The organism is Duganella sp. 1411 (assembly GCF_017833525.1).
Taxonomy (GTDB): Bacteria; Pseudomonadota; Gammaproteobacteria; order Burkholderiales; family Burkholderiaceae_D; genus Rugamonas.
This window is the reverse complement of the sequence record NZ_JAFICD010000004.1, coordinates 1-18,563: the sequence shown is the minus strand read 5'-3', so window position 1 is coordinate 18,563 and position 18,563 is coordinate 1. Positions and strand designations below refer to the sequence as shown.

Here is an 18,563-nt window from a genome sequence, read left to right as displayed (position 1 = left end):
CTCAGAACTCCCCATCCAGGCCATCTTGCACTTGTTCGGCGGCGCGCAGCACGGCGCGCGCCTTGTTTTCGGTTTCCTGCCATTCCATCTCGGCCACCGAATCGGCGACGATGCCGGCGGCGGCCTGCACGTATAGCATGCCGTCCTTGATCACGCCGGTGCGGATGGCGATGGCGACGTCCATCTCGCCGCCGAACGACAGGTAGCCGCAGGCGCCGCCGTAGATGCCGCGCTTGGTGATTTCCAGCTCGTCGATCACCTCCATCGCGCGCACTTTCGGCGCGCCGGTCAGGGTGCCGGCCGGGAAGGTCGCGCGCAGCACGTCCAGGTTCGACAGGCCGTCTTTGAGCTTGCCCTCGACGTTGGAGACGATGTGCTGCACATGCGAGTATTTTTCGATGACCAGGCGGTCGGTGACCTTGACGCTGCCGATCTCGGAGATGCGGCCCAGGTCATTGCGCGCCAGATCGATCAGCATCACGTGCTCGGCGATCTCTTTCGGATCGGCCAGCAGTTCCCTGGCCAGTTCGGCGTCGCGCTCGGGCGTGGCGCCGCGCGGGCGGGTGCCGGCGATCGGACGCAAGGTGACTTTCTTCTCGCCGTCCGGCGCCGTCTCGTTGCGCACCAAAATCTCCGGCGAGGCGCCGACGATCTGCATGTCGCCGAAATTGTAGAAGTACATATATGGCGACGGATTCAGCGAGCGCAGCGCGCGGTACAAGGTCAGCGGCGAATCGACGTAAGGCTTGCGGATGCGCTGGCCGATCTGCACCTGCATCAAGTCGCCGGCCATCACGTATTCGTGCGCCTTGGCGACCGCCTTCAGGTAGTCCTCTTTCGGGAAGTCGCGGAAGGTTTCGGTGCGCACCGAGGCGCTGGTCACCGGCGCGTCGACGCCGCGGCGCAGCATCATGCGCAGGTCCTTCAGGCGCTGGCGCGCCTTGCTGAAGGACTCGGGCTGCGTGGTGTCGGCGTACACGATCAGATACAGCTTGCCGGACAGGTTGTCGATGACGGCCAGCTCCTCGGTCACCATCAGCTGGATGTCGGGCAGGCCCAGATCGTCCTTCGGCTGCGTGTTGGCCAGGGTTTTTTCGATGTGGCGCACGGTGTCGTAGCCGAAGTAGCCGGCCAGGCCGCCGCAGAAGCGCGGCATGCCCGGGCGCAGCGCGACCTTGAAGCGCTTCTGGTAGGCCTCGACGAATTCGAGCGGGTTGCCCTCGTGGGTCTCGATCACGGCGCCGTTCTTGACGATCTCGGTGCGGGTGCCGAAGGTGCGCAGCACCGTCGTCGCCGGCAGGCCGATGAACGAGAAGCGGCCGAAGCGCTCGCCGCCGACGACCGACTCGAGCAGGAAGGTGTTCTTGCCGGCGTTCTGGGTCTGCGCCAGTTTCAGGTACAGCGTGAGCGGGGTTTCGAGGTCGGCGAAGGCTTCGGCGATCAGCGGGACGCGGTTGTAGCCTTCGTTGGCCAACGATTTGAATTCGAGTTCGGTCATGTCTTATCTCCATGCCGCCAGGGTGTGGGTTGGCGGTGGTTTGTCAAAAAACCTGTCGGGTGCGCGTGCACGTGCGACAGCAATCAGTTCGGCTTAGTTTTGCCAGGATTGCCAGCGTCGCCAAAGCCAGGCCTCAATCGAGCCGGTTTGGTTGACATTGTGTTTTTTGATGGAAGACATTCGGTCAGGGTTGGTTCAGCTAAAGGTTAATTTTGCGAACTTATACGGCTTGCCGCGTCGAGCAGCGTGTCTACTATACCATCGGAATCGATCCCGTGTACAGATTGTCCGTGATTGTAACCGTAAGGCACCGTCAACACCGGGCAACCCGCAGCCCGGGCCGCTTGCGCGTCGTTCGAGCTGTCGCCGATGGCCACCACCTGGGCCGGGTCCAAGCCGAAATCGGCGCACACCGTCTGCAGCGGCAGCGGATCGGGCTTCTTGCGCGGCAGCGAATCGCCGCCGTAGACCACGTCGAAAAAGCCGTCCAGGCCCTTGAGCTTGAGCAGCGGCGTGGTGAAGGCGATCGGCTTGTTGGTCACGCAGGCCAGGCGCAGGCCGTTGGCTTTCATCGCCGCCAGGCCCTCGATCACATCCGGGTAGAGCGCGCTGTGGTTGCCGTTGATGCCGAGATAGTGGCGCTGGTAGGCGTCCATCGCGGCGTCGAAGCGCTGCTCGACGCCGGCCGCGTCCAGTTGCAGGGCCAGCACCGAGCGGATCAGGTTTTCCGAGCCCTTGCCGACCATCAGCGCGATCTGCTCTTGCTGGATCGATTCGAGGCCCAGCTCGGCCAGCATGCCGTTGATGGCGACGTGGAAATCGGGGATGGTGTCCAGCATGGTGCCGTCGAGGTCGATGATCGCGGCGCGCACGCCTGCCAGGGGGGACAGTTTCAGATTGGCGGACATTGGGTACATTTCCTCGGAACTTAGGCAAAAAAAGCGGCACGCCCGATAGGTATGCCGCCGGCTGGAGGAGAAGTATAGCGGAGCGTAGCCCAACACATCCTTCCGGCTGCTTTTTTAGGCAGCCTGATCGTTAGCCGACGTTAGTTCCCGGCGGCTGCCGCTTCCGCATGAAGTGGGTTTTCTGCTTTAGCTTGAAGCAAATCCTGGGCGAAATGATAGGCGGCTTGTAATTTGTAGAGCTTGCGGATCCAGTCGAACGGTAGCTCCATCTCGCCGTGGAAAGCGCCAGCCAGTTGACCGTACACGGCGCCTACCGTGTCTGAGTCATCGGCCAGGTTGACCGCTTCCAGGGCGCCACTCCGGAAGTCCTCGTTTCTATGAAATGCCCACAGTGCGGCTTCCAGGGTGTCGATGACGTAGCCGGACGAAGAAATCTGGCTACGGTCCTTGTTTTTGTAGGAGCCCAGTGCGATTTTTCTCACGGACGGCGTCAGCGGATGCAAGTCCCAATAGTCTGGTTCGGGAGAATACAACCCGTCCAGAAGTTTTGCTTTGCTTTCGCCGTTCAGCGCGCCGTAAAGCAGCGCTGCGAAGTAACGGCACGCATCGACCGCCTCGATCGCCTTGTGCGTTAATTTTGAACTTTCGGCCGCAAAATGGACGGTGCGTGAGAAGTCGTTCGAATAGAAGATGGGGATGGGAGCGATCCTCATCAGAGAGCCATTGCCGGCGGTTTTAGGGTCGGCGCTGCCCGCATGGGGCTCGCCCGAGCGCAAGTAGGTTTCTATCGCCTGCCGGGTTGCGTTCCCGATGTCAAAGCATTCTTCGGTCGAGCTGAAAACGCCATAGCGATACCAAAGCGAATAAGACTCCATCATGTGCTGTGGATTGAAGCCGCAGCATTTTGAGAGACTGTAGGCGGTGCAGAAGGCGAGGCTGCTGTCGTCGGTCCAGTAGCCGCGGTCCAGATTGAAGGGGCCGCCTTTTTCGAGGTCGGATACGTGTTTGACATCTCTTGGGCTGAACTCAAGCGGCATACCTAACGCATCCCCCAACATGAGACCCATCATTGCTCCCCTCGACCTGTCCGCCAAAGCGGATGAGTCCGCTCCAGCATTGCGCAAGTATTCAAAGAGCTCGTTTTTATCAGAGAGTTTTCGACGAAGGTCCAAATAGCCCTCCAGCCAAGGAGTCTTGAGCTTGGTCGAGTCATGCCATCGAAGAGGGTGAAATCCCATGTCAGCAGCGTATTTTTTTCTTTTTTCCAAAGACGCCTGTACAACCGCTAACATCTCAGCATCGGTCAGATTTTCACTCATTCTATTTCTCTCAAAACAATAACGTGGTGTTTGTTTTTTGGATCGATAATCCGACTTGTTACTTTGAATTTTGTGCCAGGAGAAAATAATACTTCTTTCTCGTTGCCATATTGGGATAACGACCGCACATCTACGCCATTCTCGCTGAAAATCTGGATCTCGGTGTTGCCAGAAAACACGCCATCAACGTCCTTGCTGCTGGAAACAAATGCCTTATCTTGAAAGTAGCCGTCTTCAGGGAAAAGCTCATCGATTTGCTTCAAATCGAAGGTGGCATCGCGACGAACTCGACCTTTGAAAAGATAGCCTTGGCCCCTCATTTTTGCCAAACCTTCCGTCGCTTCATCTACCACTGGCGCCCACTCACCAAGATTTCCCGCCCGAAGCGTCGGATTTATTTCCCGATATAAATTCGAGGTATAGGCTTGAATTGAAATATATTCGTCATCGGTCAATAACGCGTCAAGTCTTGGATCTGAACGCTTGCTTTCGAGTGCGTCATCTACCGCATCCTTTCCCCACTTCTTTTCTAAAAAATCCTGGACCTTTACGCTACGCGCTTTGGAGGTGCTTCGCAAGATCCGCACGCCGTCGCCGGTAGATGCGGTTTTGGGAAGCGCTGCATTGCCTTGGTTAAGTAATTTCGAGGCGCCTTTGGTTGCAAACTTTGCCACTCCAACGCCGGCGGCGAACAGCTGCACAATGATAGCGACCAGATTGCCACCCTCTTGTGCGCTGTTCGTGAGGACTAGTTTAGGCAGTTCAATCGCGTTCGCGCTCGCGTGCGTCGATTGTGCGACTTCGGAGAAACTGGCCGCCAATTTCCGCTTTCCCAGCGCCATTTGAAGGCTGGCTGCTTCGTTCAGTTCCTGCGCCTGCTGGTCGGCTGCGCCCTTTATTAAAATTTCCGCAGTTTCGGGTATCGTGTTGGCGAGGCCTTTAAGAGCTCCTTTGACGCCTTCCAATGGACTTGCTATTGCATCTGCGACGTTTGCGCCTGCTTGGCGTAGCGCATCCACGACTTGAGATGAGTAGTTTTTTTCGCCTTGATCCACCGGCGGTGATGAGGACGTCCCGGCCGAAGCGGGTTTTTCATGTGCGGTTGGTGGTGAGCACGCCACGTACACGCCCGGGTTGTTACCGCCATTCATCGTACATGGATCGCCGTGCCGAACTACGTGCTTGCCTTCTATTCTTACCGTCCGGCTGCCGGCGACTGGCTTGACTTCGCCGCCGACCGTTCCTGATCTAACGCCCTTTCCTGTGCCCGCCTCGTCACCGGTGCAACGGTCCTGAGTTGTGAGGTCAAGTAGATAGGCGGGTTTGCCATTGAAATTCACGGTTTTTGCCGTGTTGATGCTGTTTCCCAAATCCTGTACGGTCGGGTAAGGAATGGGCACCATCGATGGCCCGACGGGTGTCATATTGATGGAAGGAGCGGTACTGATCGCTTTGAAGGCCGTGTCCTTGCGAGCACCCACTGGGTTGTGATTGCTCATCGGGCGCTCACATGCGCGTGAGCGTCTACTGAGGTGCCGTCAGGCGTCAATTCGAGTGGAGGCGCCGCAACTCGCCAATGGGGCACTAGCTCTTCCATTCCCGACTCCTTGTCCGTGTGAGCTATGCTGACACTGGAAAAGGCGGGAAATTTTGAGCAGGCACAAGCGCCTGGAGATTGAGGGCGAGCTTCGCGGCCTGGATGCCGGAAATGCTACAGCGGAAGGCGGGGTGGCGCGGCCGCGCCACCCGAAGTCGTGCTAAAGGATTAAATCGCCGCCAAGTTGGCGCGCATGGCGTCGATGACGGCCTTGTAGTCCGGCTGGCCGAAGATGGCCGAGCCCGCCACGAAGGTGTCGGCGCCGGCCGCCGCCGCCGCCGCGATGTTGTCGATCTTGATGCCGCCGTCCACTTCCAGCATGATGTCGCGGCCCGATTCGTCGATCTTGCGGCGCGCCAGGGCGATTTTCTTCAGCGCCTCCGGAATGAAGGACTGGCCGCCGAAGCCGGGGTTGACCGACATGATCAGGATCATGTCGATCTTGTCCATCACGTGGTCGAGGAAGTGCAGCGGCGTGCCCGGGTTGAACACCAGCCCGGCCTTGCAGCCGTTGTCGCGGATCAGTTGCAAGGTGCGGTCGATGTGCTCGGACGCTTCCGGATGGAAGGTGATGATGTTGGCGCCGGCCTTGGCGAAGTCGGGAATGAGGCGGTCGACCGGCTTGACCATCAGGTGCACGTCGATCGGCACCTCCACGTGCGGGCGGATCGCCTGGCACACGAGCGGGCCGATCGTCAGGTTTGGAACATAATGGTTGTCCATCACGTCAAAGTGGATGATGTCGGCGCCGGCGGTGACGACGTTGCGTACCTCCTCACCCAAACGGGCGAAGTCGGCGGACAAAATGCTGGGAGCGATGCGGAAATTGGACATGACGTGAGGCCTGCGATAAAAAAGATGCGCTATTTTACGCTGCCCGGCGCGGCCGCGCCCGTTTTCAGCCGCGTACTCCTTGCACGCGTTGCGGATTTGCGGTGCAATGGAAGCCTGACGATATACAATCGCGATTACCCTTTTTATGACCCCCACGCCCCAGCCTTAAGGAATGTCGATGGCAACTTATGAATTTACTGTGTCGGTCAGAACCCAGTATCTGCCGGATCAGTCCGATCCGGAACGCACCAATTTCGTGTTCACCTATTCGATCACGATCAAGAACACCGGCAGCGTCGCCGCCCAGCTGATCTCGCGCCACTGGGTCATCACCGACGCCAACAATCATATCGAAGAGGTGCGCGGGCTGGGCGTGGTCGGCCACCAGCCATTGCTGCAGCCGGGCGAGCATTTCGAATACACCAGCGGCACCGCGCTGCAAACCCAGCAGGGCTCGATGGTCGGCGAATACTTCTGCGTGGCCGAGGACGGCCATCAATTCGAGGCCAAGATCCCCGAGTTCGTGCTGTCGCTGCCGCGCACGCTGCACTGAGCCACGGCCCGGCCGTGCCGGCTCATCGCTTCGGATCGTCATCCTGTTCAGGCGGGGGCAGCTTTTTAGCTTTGCCTTTGCCTTGGTACATCGTCCACCAGACGATGAACACCAGCAGGAAAAACGCGATGCACGCTTCCAACATCAATACCCACATAGCTATCCTCATGTCATTTACACGCCGTAGTCTACTCGTTCCGCTCACCGTCGTCGCGCTTTCGCTGGCCGCCTGCACCACCACGCCGATTCCGCCGGCAAAACCGGGCGGGCAGCCCGTGCCGACGCCGCCCGCGGGCACGCCGGCCCAGCCGCCCGCCACGCCGCCCAAGCCGGACGCGCTGCGGATGGTGCCGACCACCTTCGCCGCGCTGCCCGGCTGGGAGCGCGACGACGTGCGCGCCGCCTGGCCGGCCTTCATGTCCTCGTGCTCGGTGCTGGTCAAGCAGCCGCTGTGGAAGGAATCGTGCTCGATCGCGCGCACCGTCAACGCCGCCGACGACAAGGCCATCCGCACCTTCTTCGAGGCGTTCATGGTGCCGAACCAGGTCATCGCGCCGGACGGCGCCACCGACGGGCTGGTCACCGGTTATTACGAGCCGCTGCTGCGCGGCGCGCGCAAAAAGGGCGGCCCGTATCAAACGCCGCTGTTCAAGGTGCCGGACGACATGGTCACCGTCGATCTGGCCGGCGTCTATCCGGAGCTGAAGGGCATGCGCCTGCGCGGCAAGCTGGTCGGCAAAAAGGTGGTGCCGTACGCGACCCGCGCCGAGATCGAGAAGGCCGATGCCACCGGCAAGGAGTTGCTGTGGGTCGACGATCCGGTGGAGTCGTTCTTCCTGCAGGTGCAGGGTTCGGGCCGCGTGCAGCTGACCGACACGCAGGAAACCGTGCGCGTGGCGTACGCCGACCAGAACGGCCATCCGTATAAGTCGATCGGCAAGTATCTGGTGGAGAAGGGCGAGTTGACGTTGGAGCAGGCGTCGGCGCAGGGCATCAAGGCGTGGATCGCCGGCCACCCGACGCGCATGCAGGAACTATTCGATGTGAACCCGAGCTACGTGTTCTTCAAGGAGGAGCGGTTGCCGGACCCGAAAGTGGGGCCGAAAGGCGCGCAGGGCGTGCCGCTGACGCCGCAGCGTTCGGTGGCGATCGACGCCTCGCAGTTGCCGCTGGGCGCGCCGATTTTCCTGGCCACCACGCAGCCGAACAGCGATATTCCGCTGCAGCGGCTGGTGATGGCGCAGGATACCGGTGGCGCCATCCGTGGCGCGATCCGGGTCGACTACTTCTTCGGCTTCGGCACCGAGGCGGCGGAAAACGCCGGCCGCATGAAGCAGCGCGGCAACGTCTGGGTGCTGCTGCCGAAGCAGCCTTGACCGGTGCTAGCTAGCGCAACACCAGCACCGGCAGCGTGGTGTGCGCCAACACCTTGTCGGTCTGGCTGCCCAGCAGCAGCTTGTTGATGCCCTTGTGGCCGTGCGACGCCATCATGATGAGGTCGCACTCGAATTTTTTCGCAGCCTCGACGATTTCCTCGTACGGGGTGTGCGACACCGAAATCACCCCCTCGAACGGAATATCGGCCGCGCGCGCGGCCGCCGCCACCTTGTCGATATAGCCGCGCGCGGCCTCCTGCATCTTGACGGCGAACTGGCCCGAGTCGATCACGGCGCCGCCGTCGCCCATCGACGACAGGGGCAAAGGCTGGATCACGGTGATGGCGACGATCTTGGCGCGGTTCAGTTTGGCGAACTCGACCGCAGTTGCGGTCGCCTTGTCCGACAGGTCCGAGCCGTCGGTCGGCAACAGTATGGTTTTGAACATGGCGCACCCCCTATCAGGATCGGTTGATACTGCAGTGAGCCTAATAGCTTGGCCGGATTTCCGGCGCACGGTAGGGCGCTTTTTCAGGACTATTTTTAGGGATAGTTACGGGACGGCCGCCGCCGGCTGTCCGGCGTCGCGCAGCGCCGGCGCCATCGCCATGCAGGCGGTCAGCACGATGCCGCCCACCGCCACGCAGCCCATGCCGGCGCGCACGCTGAAATGCTCGCCGATGTAGCCGGCCGCCAGCGCGCCGATCGGCGCCACGGCGATGGTCAGAAAGCGCATCGTCGACACCATGCGGCCCAAATAGGCGTCCGGCGTGACCTTCTGCCGCACGGCCGTGTACGGCATGAAAAACAACATCACCCCGCAGTCGAGGAAGAACGACAGCGCCGCGCACGCCGCCGCGCTGGCCGCCGGGTAGCCGAACAGCCTGGCCGGTATCATCGGCGTCAGCGTGAAGGCGACGGTGGTCAGGCCGACGCCGATCAGGATGGTGCCGCTGGCGCCGTAGCGTTGGGTCAGCGGCTTGAGCATCATCGCGCTGGCCAGCACGCCGAGCCCGCCGATCATCTGGGCCACGCCGAGCATGCCGGCGCTCATGCCGAGGTCGCGCGTGGCGAACAGCACGGCCAGCGCCGCGTAACCATAGAACAGCATGTGCCAGGCGCCCACGCTCCACGCCAAGGTGCGCAGCAGCGGCTGGCGCCAGATGAAATGCAGGCCGTCGCGGATGTCGCGCAGCGGGTGCTTGTCGGACGGCGCCGGTTGCGGATCGTTGGCCTTGAGGTCGCGCAGCAGCAGGATCGACAGCACGAAGCCGAAGGCGTTGAGCAGCACCGCGTACGGCGCGGTGAGCCATTGGATCAGCAAGCCGGCCAGCCCAGGCGCCAGCAGCCGCGAGGCCGAGTCGGTGGCGGCGAATTTGGATTGCGCGTCCATCAGGCGCTCGCGCCCGATCAGGTTGGTCAGGAAAATCTGCTCGGCGCCGCCGCCGACGACGTTGCAGGCGCCGGTGGCAAAGGCGACCGCGTACATCCATTCGACCGACAGCACGCCGAGCCAGTAGGCGGCCGGAATGCTGAACAGGGCGCTGGCCTGGATGGCTTTGCTGGCGAGCAGGATCGGCAGTTTACGGTTGCGGTCGAGCACCACGCCGGCCGGCAGTGCGAACAGCGCGAACGGCATCGCCGCCGCCGCGCCCAGCATGCCCATCTGCGCCGGCGTGGCCTTCAGCAGCAGCACCGCGCACAAGGGCACGGCCAGCGCGCCGATGTAGCCGCCGAAGCCGTTGAGGATGGCGCTGAACCAGTAGCGCAGGAAATCGCTGTTGCCCAGCAGCGCGTCGCTGGCCAGCTTGGCGCGCAGCGGGAGGCGGAGTGAGGTAAAAATGGTAGGCTCGCCGAAGTTAGTTGCCGAGCTTCAATAATACCAGCGGTGGGGATAGGCGCTACAATCGACCTATTAATATTCCACCGTGGAGTCACACTATGCAATACGAAGACCTGATCGTCGAAGTGCACGGCAAAGTCGCGCTCATCCGCCTGAACCGTCCGAAGGCGCTGAACGCGCTCAATGACCGCATGATGAACGAACTTGGCGAGGCGTTGTTCAAATTTGACGCCGATCCGGCGATCGGCTGCATCGTCCTGACCGGCAGCGAGAAGGCCTTCGCGGCCGGCGCCGACATCGCCGCCATGGTCGACTACACCTATGTGGACACCTACCGCGACAACTACATCGGCCGCAACTGGGAGCACATCCTGCGCGTGCGCAAACCGGTGGTGGGCGCCGTGGCCGGCTACGCGCTGGGTGGCGGCTGCGAACTGGCGATGATGTGCGACTTCCTGATCGCCGCCGACACCGCCAAATTCGGCCAGCCGGAGATCAAGATCGGCGTCACGCCGGGCGCCGGCGCCTCGCAGCGCCTGCCGCGGGCGATCGGCAAGGCCAAGGCGATGGACATGTTGCTGACCGCCCGCACCATCGACGCGGCCGAGGCCGAGCGCATCGGCCTGGTGTCGCGCATCGTCCCCGCCGACAAGCTGATCGAGGAAACGCTGGCCGCCGCGACCTTGATCGCCGCCATGCCGACCTCGGTGGCGATGATGGTCAAGGATGCCGTCAACCGCGCCTTCGAAGTGCCGCTGACCGAGGGCGTGGGCTATGAGCGCCGCCTGTTCCACGCGGCGTTCGGCACGCCCGCGCAAAAAGAAGGCATGCAAGCCTTCCTGGAAAAACGGCCGCCGAATTTCGAAGGCATGTAACCGGATTCCCATGCGCATTCTGATTATCGAAGACAATCACGACATCCTGGCCAACCTGTACGCCTTCCTGGAGGCGAAGGGGCACAATCTCGATTCGGCGTCGAACGGCTACGCGGGGCTGGCCCTGGCGGCGCAGCATGAATACGACGTCATCGTGCTGGACGTCATGCTGCCCGGCATGACGGGCTTGGAGCTGTGCCAGAAGCTGCGCGGCGAATTGCGCGACGCCACGCCGGTGCTGATGTTGACGGCGCGCGACACCCTGCAGGACAAGGTCGCCGGCTTCGACAGCGGCGCCGACGATTATCTGGTCAAGCCGTTTTCGCTGGTCGAACTGGAGGTGCGCCTGCACGCCCTGCTGCGGCGCGCGCGCGGCCAGACCGTCGGTGGCAGCGTGCTCAGCGTGGGTGACTTGCGCTTCGATACCGAGAATTTCGAGGTCAAGCGCGGCGGCACGCCGCTGACGCTGACCAAGACCGGCTACACCATCTTGAAATGCCTGATGACGCAGGCGCCCAAGCTGGTGCCGCGCGAGTTGCTGGAGCAGGAAGTGTGGGGCGAGGACCGCCCCGACAGCGACGCGCTGCGCACCCACATCCACGCGCTGCGCCAGGTGCTCGACAAACCATATGACTTCGCCATGCTGCGCACCGTTCCGGGCATCGGCTATAAATTGCTCGCCTCCGATGCCACCGTTTAAATCCTTGCGCCGGCGTATTGTCGTCGCCTACCTGATGTTCGCCGCCGCCGGCATCCTGTTTTTCGCGCTGATCGCCGCCGTCGCCGTCGAAGGCATCGAAGTCAAACTGGTCGACGAGCGCCTGCAGGAGGTGGCGGCGTGGGCATCGCCGCGCCACGCTGGCAACCTGCCGGTGGAAATGCCGGCCGGCCTGAGCTTCCACCACGACGCCGAAATCCCGCTGTCGCTGCGCCATTTGCCCGAAGGCGCGACCGAGATCACGGTCGATGGCGTCGATTTGCACGTTTGGTCCGGCAAGGACGAGAGCGGACCCTACGTGGTGGTCGACCACGCCAGCGCCTATGAAAAAATCGAGGTGGTGGTGTACGGCATGTTCGCCATCGGCTTCGTGGGGTTTTTGATCTGTTCGATGATGTTCGGCGCGTACATCGGCAACAGCCTGGTCACGCCGATCATGGCGCTGGCCTCGGCGGTGCAGGCACGCCGGCGCGATTTGCCGTTGCAGGACAGCGCCGACGAGCTCGGCATCCTGGCGCGCGCTTTTTCCGCCCGTACCAGCGAGTTGACCGAAGTTCTGGACCGCGAGCGCTTTTTCACCGGAGATGTCAGCCACGAACTGCGCACGCCGCTGACGGTCATCACCGGCGCGGCGGAAATCCTGATGACGCAGCCGCATGAAAACCCCGCCATCCACGCCGCTTCCGAGCGTATCTACCGCGCCGCGCGCGACGCCTCCGACTCGATCACCGTGCTGCTGCGCCTGGCGCGCTCGCCGGACATGCTGGAGATGACTTCGGTTTCCGCCGCCGAGCTGGCCAGCGAGGAGGCCGCGCGTTGCCAAACCCTGACCTCCGCCAAGCCGCTGACCTTGCAGTACGCCGGCGGCGACGACTTTATGATCCACGCGCCGCGCGAGCTGTTGATCGCCGCCATCGGCAATCTGGTCAGGAATGCTTGTCTTTACACCATGCGGGGTGAAGTGGTCGTGCGCCTTGCCGGGCGCTCGCTGGTCGTCGAGGACAGCGGCCCCGGCCTGCCGGCTGCGGCGCGCGCGCGCCTGCTCAACGAGGCCATCCCGGTCAGCGCCAGCGGCTCGTCCGGCACCGGCCTGGGCTTGGGGCTGGTGCAGCGCATTTGCGCCTATCTCGGCGCGGAACTGGCGTACAGCGAGCGCGCTGGCGGCGGCAGCGTGTTTGAAATTCGCTTTCCATAGGGAATTTAACGTAAACTTAACGCATTGTTGACGCGGAGTTGACTGGCTGTTGGTTATTGTGGAGGCTGGAATTCAGGAGCCTCTGTTGAACGTACACCCGAACTTAACTCTTAGTCATCGCTCGCGGTTGTCCCCGTTTTTGCGCATCAAGCCACTTCTACGTTTGCCTCGCGTCCACGTGCAGCAACTGAGCCTGGCGGCCGCCGCGTTCCTTGTCTTGGTTTACAACTTTAGTTTCTGGCGAACGTTCTTTGCCGCCACCGGCGGCGCGCAGCTGGCCAACGTGCCGCTGTACATTGCCGCGTTCATCTTGCTGGCGCTGACGTTCAACGCCTTTCTGACCCTGTTCAGCTTCCGCTATGTGATCAAGCCGGTGTTGATCGTGCTGTTTTTCGTCAGCGCCTTCAGCAGCTATTTCATGAACCGCTACGGCATCGCCATCGACGCCTCGATGATGCAGAACGTCATCGAGACCGATGTTCGCGAGGCCACAGAACTGCTGAACTGGAACATGGTGTTGACCGTCACGCTGCTCGGCGTGCTGCCGTCGCTGCTGGTGTGCCGCCTCAAGCTCGAGTTTCCGACCTGGCGCCGGGCGTTGCTGCTCAATCCCGCCGTGATCGTCGTCTCGCTGCTGGTCGCCGGCATGCTGGTGATGGTGTTCTTCAAGACGCTGGCGCCGGCCGTGCGCGAGTATCGCCAGATGCGTTTCCTGCTGACGCCGACCAACGTGATTCAGGCGGGTAACTCCTATGTCAAACATAAGCTGGCGCGCGCGACGGTGATCGCGCCGCTCGGCAGCGACGCCATGAAGGGTACCCTGTGGGCCGGGCAAAAGCGCCGCACCGTGACCATCCTGGTGGTCGGCGAAACGGCGCGCGCGATGAATTTCTCGCTCAACGGCTATCAGCGCGACACCAACCCGCGGCTGTCGCGCGAAGCCGGCCTGCTCAATTTCAGCCAAGTGCAATCGTGCGGCACGGCGACGGCCATTTCCGTTCCGTGTGTGTTCTCCGGCTTCGACCGTGTGGATTATTCGGAGGAAAAGGCCAAGGCGCAGGAAGGGCTGCTCGACGTCCTGAGCCATGCCGGGCTGCAGGTGCTATGGCGCGACAACAATTCCGGCTGCAAAGGCGTGTGCGACCGCGTCGCTTACGAGGACATGTCGCAGCCGAAGGCCGGCGATCCGTTCTGTAACGACGAGGAATGCTATGACGAGCGCATGCTGCAGGGCTTGCCGGAGATTATCCGCAACGCCAAGCGGGACCTGGTCATCGTGCTGCACCAGAAGGGCAGCCACGGGCCGGCTTACTGGAAGCGCTATCCGGCGGCCTTCCAGCGCTTCGGCCCGGTGTGCACCAGCAACGAGCTGGAAAAATGTTCGCGGGAGTCGATCGTGGCGGCCTATGACAACACCATCGCCTACACCGACTATTTCCTGAGCAAGACGATCGACCTGCTGCGCGCCGCCGGCGCCGCCGACAACGTCGACACCGCCTTCATGTACTTCTCGGACCATGGCGAATCGCTGGGCGAGAAGAATATGTATCTGCACGGCGCGCCGTATTTCATCTCGCCGGAGGAGCAGCGCCACGTGCCGTTCATGCTGTGGCTGGACGAGGGGTATCGCGACCGCTTCAGCCTGGACCAGCGCTGCCTGGAAGCGCGGCGCGGGCAGGAGTTCTCGCACGACAACGTGTTCCACTCCTTCCTGGGCATGCTCAACATCAGTACCGCCGTCTATAACCCTCAACTTGATATCTTCCATGCTTGTACGCTCGCTAACCAGTCTTAAAAGAGGCGGCGCGCCGCGTACCATCCACATTGTATTGATACTCTCGGGCCTGCTGATCCTGTGGATAGGCAGCTACAGCTCGCTCGACCTGACGCTGGCCGACGCCATGTTCGATCGCGCCAGCGGAACCTTCCCCTGGCGCCACGCCTGGCTGGCGGAGGGCTTCAACCACGGTATCTTGAAGACCATTTTGCAAATCCTGGCCGTCATGGCCGTCTCGCTCGCCGTGTGGGACTGGGCCCGGCCACGGCCGACCTGGGACGTGTCGCGCCGCACCGGCGTGCGGGTGCTGGCGCTGTCGGCCATTCTGGTCCCCACCACTATTAGCGTTCTGAAGCACTTCAGCGATTCGCATTGTCCGTGGGATTTGCAGCGTTACGGCGGCCGCGAGCCCTATGTGCGGCTGCTGGAGATGTTGCCGGCCGGCGTGGCGCCAGGGCAGTGCCTGCCGGCGGGGCACGCGTCCAGCGCCCTGTGGCTATTGGCGCTGGCCGTGTTCTGGTTGCCGCATCGTCCCCGGATGGCGGCCGCGGTGGGCGGCGCGATGCTGTTGTTCGGCCTGGCCGTCGGCTGGATGCAGCAGTTGCGCGGGGCGCATTTCCTGACCCACACGCTGTGGTCGATCTGGATCGCCGTGTTCATTGTCGATTTCCTATATAACGTGCTAAGGCCCGCCGAACGTCGTGCAGAATTGGCCTGATTGGGGAAATTGGGTCACAATCCTGTCGAGTTGTCGCTTTGACCAAACAGGAGCAGCATGAACGAGCAGATTGCCAGGGACGTCGTCCTGGTGCGCGCCATTGAATTGGCCGACCAGAAGAAAGAAGTGCTCAGCGAGGATGACCGCATGTATGCCAGCCGCAGCGCGCGCGAGCTGGCGCACTGGCAGGCCTCGGACAAGCAGGCGGACGTGACGTCCGACGATTTTCTGCAGCAACGCTCCGAACTGATATTGAAACGCCTCGCCGAGCGCACGCCGGCGTTTGCCGGTTTCGCCCGGCGCGCCACCGGTTTGCGCGCGCTGGCGTGGCTGCTGCCGGTGCTGGCCCTGGCGCTGGGCGCCGCGCTGGACCGCATCACCGATCCGCACCGCGTCGATTTGCTGTCGGCGCCGCTGCTGCTGATCATCGCCTGGAACTTGCTGGTTTATTTGGGCCTGCTGGTCAGCCTGTTCATTCCGGCGCGCGGGCAGGGCGGACAGGCGTCCGGGCTGATCCGGCGCCTGAGCGTCGGCAAGCTAGCCGTGCCGCGCAAGGTGCCGCCGGTGCTGGCGACCGGCTTGCTGGGGTTTATGGGCGAGTGGTCGCAATTGAGCGCCAGGCTGACCAAAGCCCGGCTCGGCCGCACCATCCATCTGAGCGCGGCCATGTTCGCGCTCGGCGCGGTGCTCTCTTTATATGGTCGTGGCTTGCTGTCGCAGTACGCTGCCGGCTGGGAGAGCACTTTCCTCGACGCCACCCAGGTGCATGGCCTGCTGTCCTTGCTGTTCGCGCCGGCCGTCGCCGTGTTCCACTTGCAGGGATTCAGCCTGGCCGAGATCGAGGCGTTGCGGTTTCCTCAGACCACGGCGCCGGCCGGCGGCGCGCGCTGGGTCCATCTGTACGCGGCGACGATCTTCCTGCTGGTCGTGCTGCCGCGCCTGGCGCTGGCGCTCATCGCCCACTGGCGCGCGGCGCGGCTGACCAGGCGTTTCCCGATCGACCTCGATCAACCTTATTTCCGCAAGCTGAACGAGACCATCGGCGCGGCCACCGGCGGCATGCTGCGCGTGCTGCCGTTCAGCTTTACCGTCGACGAGGCCCGCCACCGGGGCCTGGGGCAGATCGCCGTCATGCTGTTTGGCGAGCAGGGCCGCATGATGCTGCGGCCGTCGACGTCGTATGGCGAAGAGCCGCGGGAAGTGCTGCGTGATGTCGATCTCAGCGATCCGAACGTGACCATGACGGCGGTGCTGTTCAACCTGACGGCGACGCCGGAAAAGGAAAACCACGGGGCGTTTCTCGATTATCTGGTCAAGGCGTCGCCGCGCGGCATCGCCGTGCTGCTCGACGAATCGGCTTATCTGGAGCGCATGGGACCCGACGACCAGCGCGGGCTGGCCGAGAGGACCGCGTTGTGGCAACATTTCTGCCATTTCCACCAGACCACGGCCACCGTCGTTAATCTGCTCAACCCTTCCATACACCCGCTCGACGCCGGCGTCGGGCTGAAACTGTCGGCTGCCGCATGAGTGTTTCGATCGAAAAAACCGGCGACGCGGTGCAAATCCAGTTTGCGCTGATTTCGCACACCAATAACGGCAAGACCACCCTGGCGCGCACCCTGGTCGGCATGGACGTCGGCGAGGTGCGCGACGCCGCCCATGTGACCATCTTCGCCGAATCGCATACCTTGCTGACGACGCCGCAGGGCGACAGCTTGCAATTGTGGGATACACCGGGTTTCGGCGATTCGGTGCGGCTGCTCAAGCGGCTGGGACAGTCGGGCAATCCGATCGGCTGGTTCCTGCGGGAAGTGTTGGACCGCTACCGCGACCGGCCGTTCTGGCTCAGCCAAAATGCCTTGCGCACCGCCAAGGAATCGGCGGACGTCGTTCTTTATCTGGTCAACTCCTCGGAAAATCCGAAAGATGCGGGTTATGTGCCGGCGGAAATGAAGATATTGGAATGGATCGGCAAACCGGTGGTGGTATTGCTGAACCAGACCGGGCGGCCACGGCCGAGTGCCGATGAACAGGCCGAGCAGGGACGCTGGCGCGATCATCTGGCCCAGTATCCGGCCGTGCGCGAAGTGCTGGCGCTGGATGCCTTCGCCCGCTGCTGGGTGCATGAGCGCGTCTTCTATGAAACGGTCGGTAAATTGCTCGAACCGTCGCAGCAAGCTGGCTACGGGCGCCTGTTCGCGGCCTGGGAAGCGGCCAACGCCCGGCGCTACGATCACGCGGTACGCATGATGGCCAAACAGCTGGCGGCGGCTGCGCGGGACAGCGAAGCGGTCGAAGATGTGCCCAAGAGCATGCTCAAGTCGGCGTTGAAAGTGGTCGGCATCGGCAAGAACGAGGATCAGCAGCGCCAGGACCGGGCGATGGGCAACCTGATCGCTCGGCTGAACCAGGCGACGGTCGAATCGACACGCGAATTGCTTATATTGCATCAGCTCGATCCGACCGACGCCGGCAAGATCAACGAGCGGGTGCGTGAAAACTTTGCCGTGCGCGCCCCTATAGATAAAGCGCAGGCCGGATTGCTGGGCGCGGTGATCTCCGGCGCCGCGACCGGATTGTCGGCCGACGTGATGGCCGGTGGGCTGACACTAGGCGGCGGCGCGCTGCTGGGCGGCGTGGTCGGCGCGTTGACGTTTGCGGGCGCGGCCTGGGGATTCAACTCCAGTACCGATCGCAATCAGACCGCCGTGCAGTTCACCGATGCTTTCATGCGCAACCTGGTGGTGGTCGGCATCCTGCGCTACCTCGCGGTGGCGCACTTCGGACGCGGGCGCGGCAACTTCGTCGAAAACGAGGCACCGGCTTTCTGGCAGGAAGAGGTGGAGCAGGCGGTGGCGCGGCACGACGCGGCGTTGGTGACATTGTGGAACGACCTGCGTCGGGACAGGACCGACAACGAGGCCGCGACCGCCCTAATCAAGCAAATAGCGACCGATACGCTGGTGCGACTTTACCCAAATGTTGCAGGTAAGCTTTAAAAGTCCTTGCGGTAATTGTTACGCCTTGCTATAGTTCGCCTCCCCGCAAACGGCGACACAAAACAGCGTGTTGCAGAATGAAGCGGGGAAAAAGAAGAGCTTGACGAGATGTGCGAAACGCCTCATAATCTTGCCTCTTCGCTGATGAACACAACGCTTCTTCAGCAAGCAGTACCAAACAAAGTTCTTTAAAAATTAACAGTCGATAAGTGTGGACGTTTGATGAAAGTGCACGCGGAACCAAGGTTAAACTTAGTTCCGCGATACTTAAAATATCAAATGTTCACAAGAAGTAATGAAATAGGCGCTACGAAAGTAGTGGCCTGTCAGTATTTTGAGTGAGCGACCCG

17 protein-coding genes are annotated in these 18,563 nt (G+C 62.2%); 9 read left to right on the top strand and 8 right to left on the bottom strand.

Annotation, left to right across the window (positions count from 1 at the left end):
• Position 1 precedes the first annotated feature (1 nt).
• From trpE to rpe, 5 genes are all read right to left on the bottom strand, one after another.
• The gene (gene trpE, locus JOD97_RS20995; protein ID WP_209722816.1) at positions 2 to 1,498 is read right to left on the bottom strand and encodes an anthranilate synthase component I; all 1,497 of its coding nucleotides are present in this window, start codon (positions 1,496 to 1,498) and stop codon (positions 2 to 4) included.
• A gap of 206 nt (positions 1,499 to 1,704) precedes the next feature.
• Positions 1,705 to 2,406, bottom strand: a complete 702-nt coding sequence (locus tag JOD97_RS20990; protein WP_209722813.1) for a phosphoglycolate phosphatase — start codon at positions 2,404 to 2,406, stop codon at positions 1,705 to 1,707.
• Between the two features lie 140 nt (positions 2,407 to 2,546).
• Positions 2,547 to 3,725, bottom strand: a complete 1,179-nt coding sequence (locus tag JOD97_RS20985; RefSeq protein WP_209722810.1) for an ADP-ribosylglycohydrolase family protein — start codon at positions 3,723 to 3,725, stop codon at positions 2,547 to 2,549.
• Positions 3,722 to 5,224 carry a PAAR-like domain-containing protein gene (locus JOD97_RS20980; protein WP_209722808.1) on the bottom strand — a complete coding sequence of 501 codons (1,503 nt, stop codon included), beginning with the start codon at positions 5,222 to 5,224 and terminating at the stop codon, positions 3,722 to 3,724. The genes JOD97_RS20985 and JOD97_RS20980 overlap by 4 nt, the downstream gene beginning before the upstream one ends.
• A 266-nt stretch (positions 5,225 to 5,490) precedes the next feature.
• A complete protein-coding gene (gene rpe, locus JOD97_RS20975) occupies positions 5,491 to 6,156 on the bottom strand; it encodes a ribulose-phosphate 3-epimerase (RefSeq protein ID WP_209722805.1) in 666 nt (221 codons plus the stop codon).
• A 178-nt stretch (positions 6,157 to 6,334) separates the two neighbouring features.
• Between rpe and apaG the strand changes: the two genes are divergently transcribed.
• On the top strand, positions 6,335 to 6,709 hold the full coding sequence (apaG, locus tag JOD97_RS20970) for a Co2+/Mg2+ efflux protein ApaG (protein WP_209722802.1): 375 nt from the start codon (positions 6,335 to 6,337) through the stop codon (positions 6,707 to 6,709).
• A 22-nt stretch (positions 6,710 to 6,731) separates the two neighbouring features.
• Here apaG and JOD97_RS33025 read toward each other — a convergent pair whose 3' ends face one another.
• Positions 6,732 to 6,866, bottom strand: a complete 135-nt coding sequence (locus JOD97_RS33025) for a hypothetical protein (RefSeq protein WP_255585839.1) — start codon at positions 6,864 to 6,866, stop codon at positions 6,732 to 6,734.
• Between the two features lie 10 nt (positions 6,867 to 6,876).
• Here JOD97_RS33025 and JOD97_RS20965 point away from each other — a divergent pair, with 10 nt between their 5' ends.
• Positions 6,877 to 8,085 (top strand): murein transglycosylase A, encoded by a 1,209-nt coding sequence (locus JOD97_RS20965; RefSeq protein WP_209722799.1) that lies wholly within the window; start codon positions 6,877 to 6,879, stop codon positions 8,083 to 8,085.
• Positions 8,086 to 8,095: 10 nt separating this feature from the next.
• Here JOD97_RS20965 and JOD97_RS20960 read toward each other — a convergent pair whose 3' ends face one another.
• Both JOD97_RS20960 and JOD97_RS20955 read right to left on the bottom strand, forming a co-directional pair.
• Positions 8,096 to 8,533, bottom strand: coding sequence for a universal stress protein (locus JOD97_RS20960; protein WP_209722796.1), 438 nt, complete (start codon positions 8,531 to 8,533; stop codon positions 8,096 to 8,098).
• Positions 8,534 to 8,638: 105 nt separating this feature from the next.
• Positions 8,639 to 9,856, bottom strand: coding sequence for an MFS transporter (locus tag JOD97_RS20955; RefSeq protein ID WP_229264642.1), 1,218 nt, complete (start codon positions 9,854 to 9,856; stop codon positions 8,639 to 8,641).
• 170 nt (positions 9,857 to 10,026) lie between these two features.
• Here JOD97_RS20955 and JOD97_RS20950 point away from each other — a divergent pair, with 170 nt between their 5' ends.
• From JOD97_RS20950 to JOD97_RS20920, 7 genes are all read left to right on the top strand, one after another.
• The gene (locus JOD97_RS20950) at positions 10,027 to 10,803 is read left to right on the top strand and encodes an enoyl-CoA hydratase (protein WP_209722793.1); all 777 of its coding nucleotides are present in this window, start codon (positions 10,027 to 10,029) and stop codon (positions 10,801 to 10,803) included.
• 10 nt (positions 10,804 to 10,813) lie between these two features.
• Positions 10,814 to 11,503: a response regulator transcription factor gene (locus JOD97_RS20945; RefSeq protein ID WP_209722789.1), complete on the top strand. Its 690-nt coding sequence runs from the start codon at positions 10,814 to 10,816 to the stop codon at positions 11,501 to 11,503.
• On the top strand, positions 11,490 to 12,716 hold the full coding sequence (locus JOD97_RS20940; protein ID WP_209722786.1) for a HAMP domain-containing sensor histidine kinase: 1,227 nt from the start codon (positions 11,490 to 11,492) through the stop codon (positions 12,714 to 12,716). The genes JOD97_RS20945 and JOD97_RS20940 overlap by 14 nt, the downstream gene beginning before the upstream one ends.
• A gap of 178 nt (positions 12,717 to 12,894) precedes the next feature.
• Positions 12,895 to 14,511, top strand: a complete 1,617-nt coding sequence (locus JOD97_RS20935; RefSeq protein WP_373999906.1) for a phosphoethanolamine transferase — start codon at positions 12,895 to 12,897, stop codon at positions 14,509 to 14,511.
• Positions 14,512 to 14,545: 34 nt separating this feature from the next.
• Complete coding sequence (locus JOD97_RS20930) at positions 14,546 to 15,211, top strand: phosphatase PAP2 family protein (protein ID WP_229264621.1); 666 nt, start codon at positions 14,546 to 14,548, stop codon at positions 15,209 to 15,211.
• A gap of 57 nt (positions 15,212 to 15,268) precedes the next feature.
• Complete coding sequence (locus tag JOD97_RS20925) at positions 15,269 to 16,741, top strand: DUF2868 domain-containing protein (protein WP_209722777.1); 1,473 nt, start codon at positions 15,269 to 15,271, stop codon at positions 16,739 to 16,741.
• Positions 16,738 to 18,213, top strand: coding sequence for a GTPase domain-containing protein (locus JOD97_RS20920; protein ID WP_209722773.1), 1,476 nt, complete (start codon positions 16,738 to 16,740; stop codon positions 18,211 to 18,213). Before JOD97_RS20925 ends, JOD97_RS20920 begins: the two co-directional genes overlap by 4 nt.
• The last annotated feature ends 350 nt before the right edge of the window (positions 18,214 to 18,563 follow it).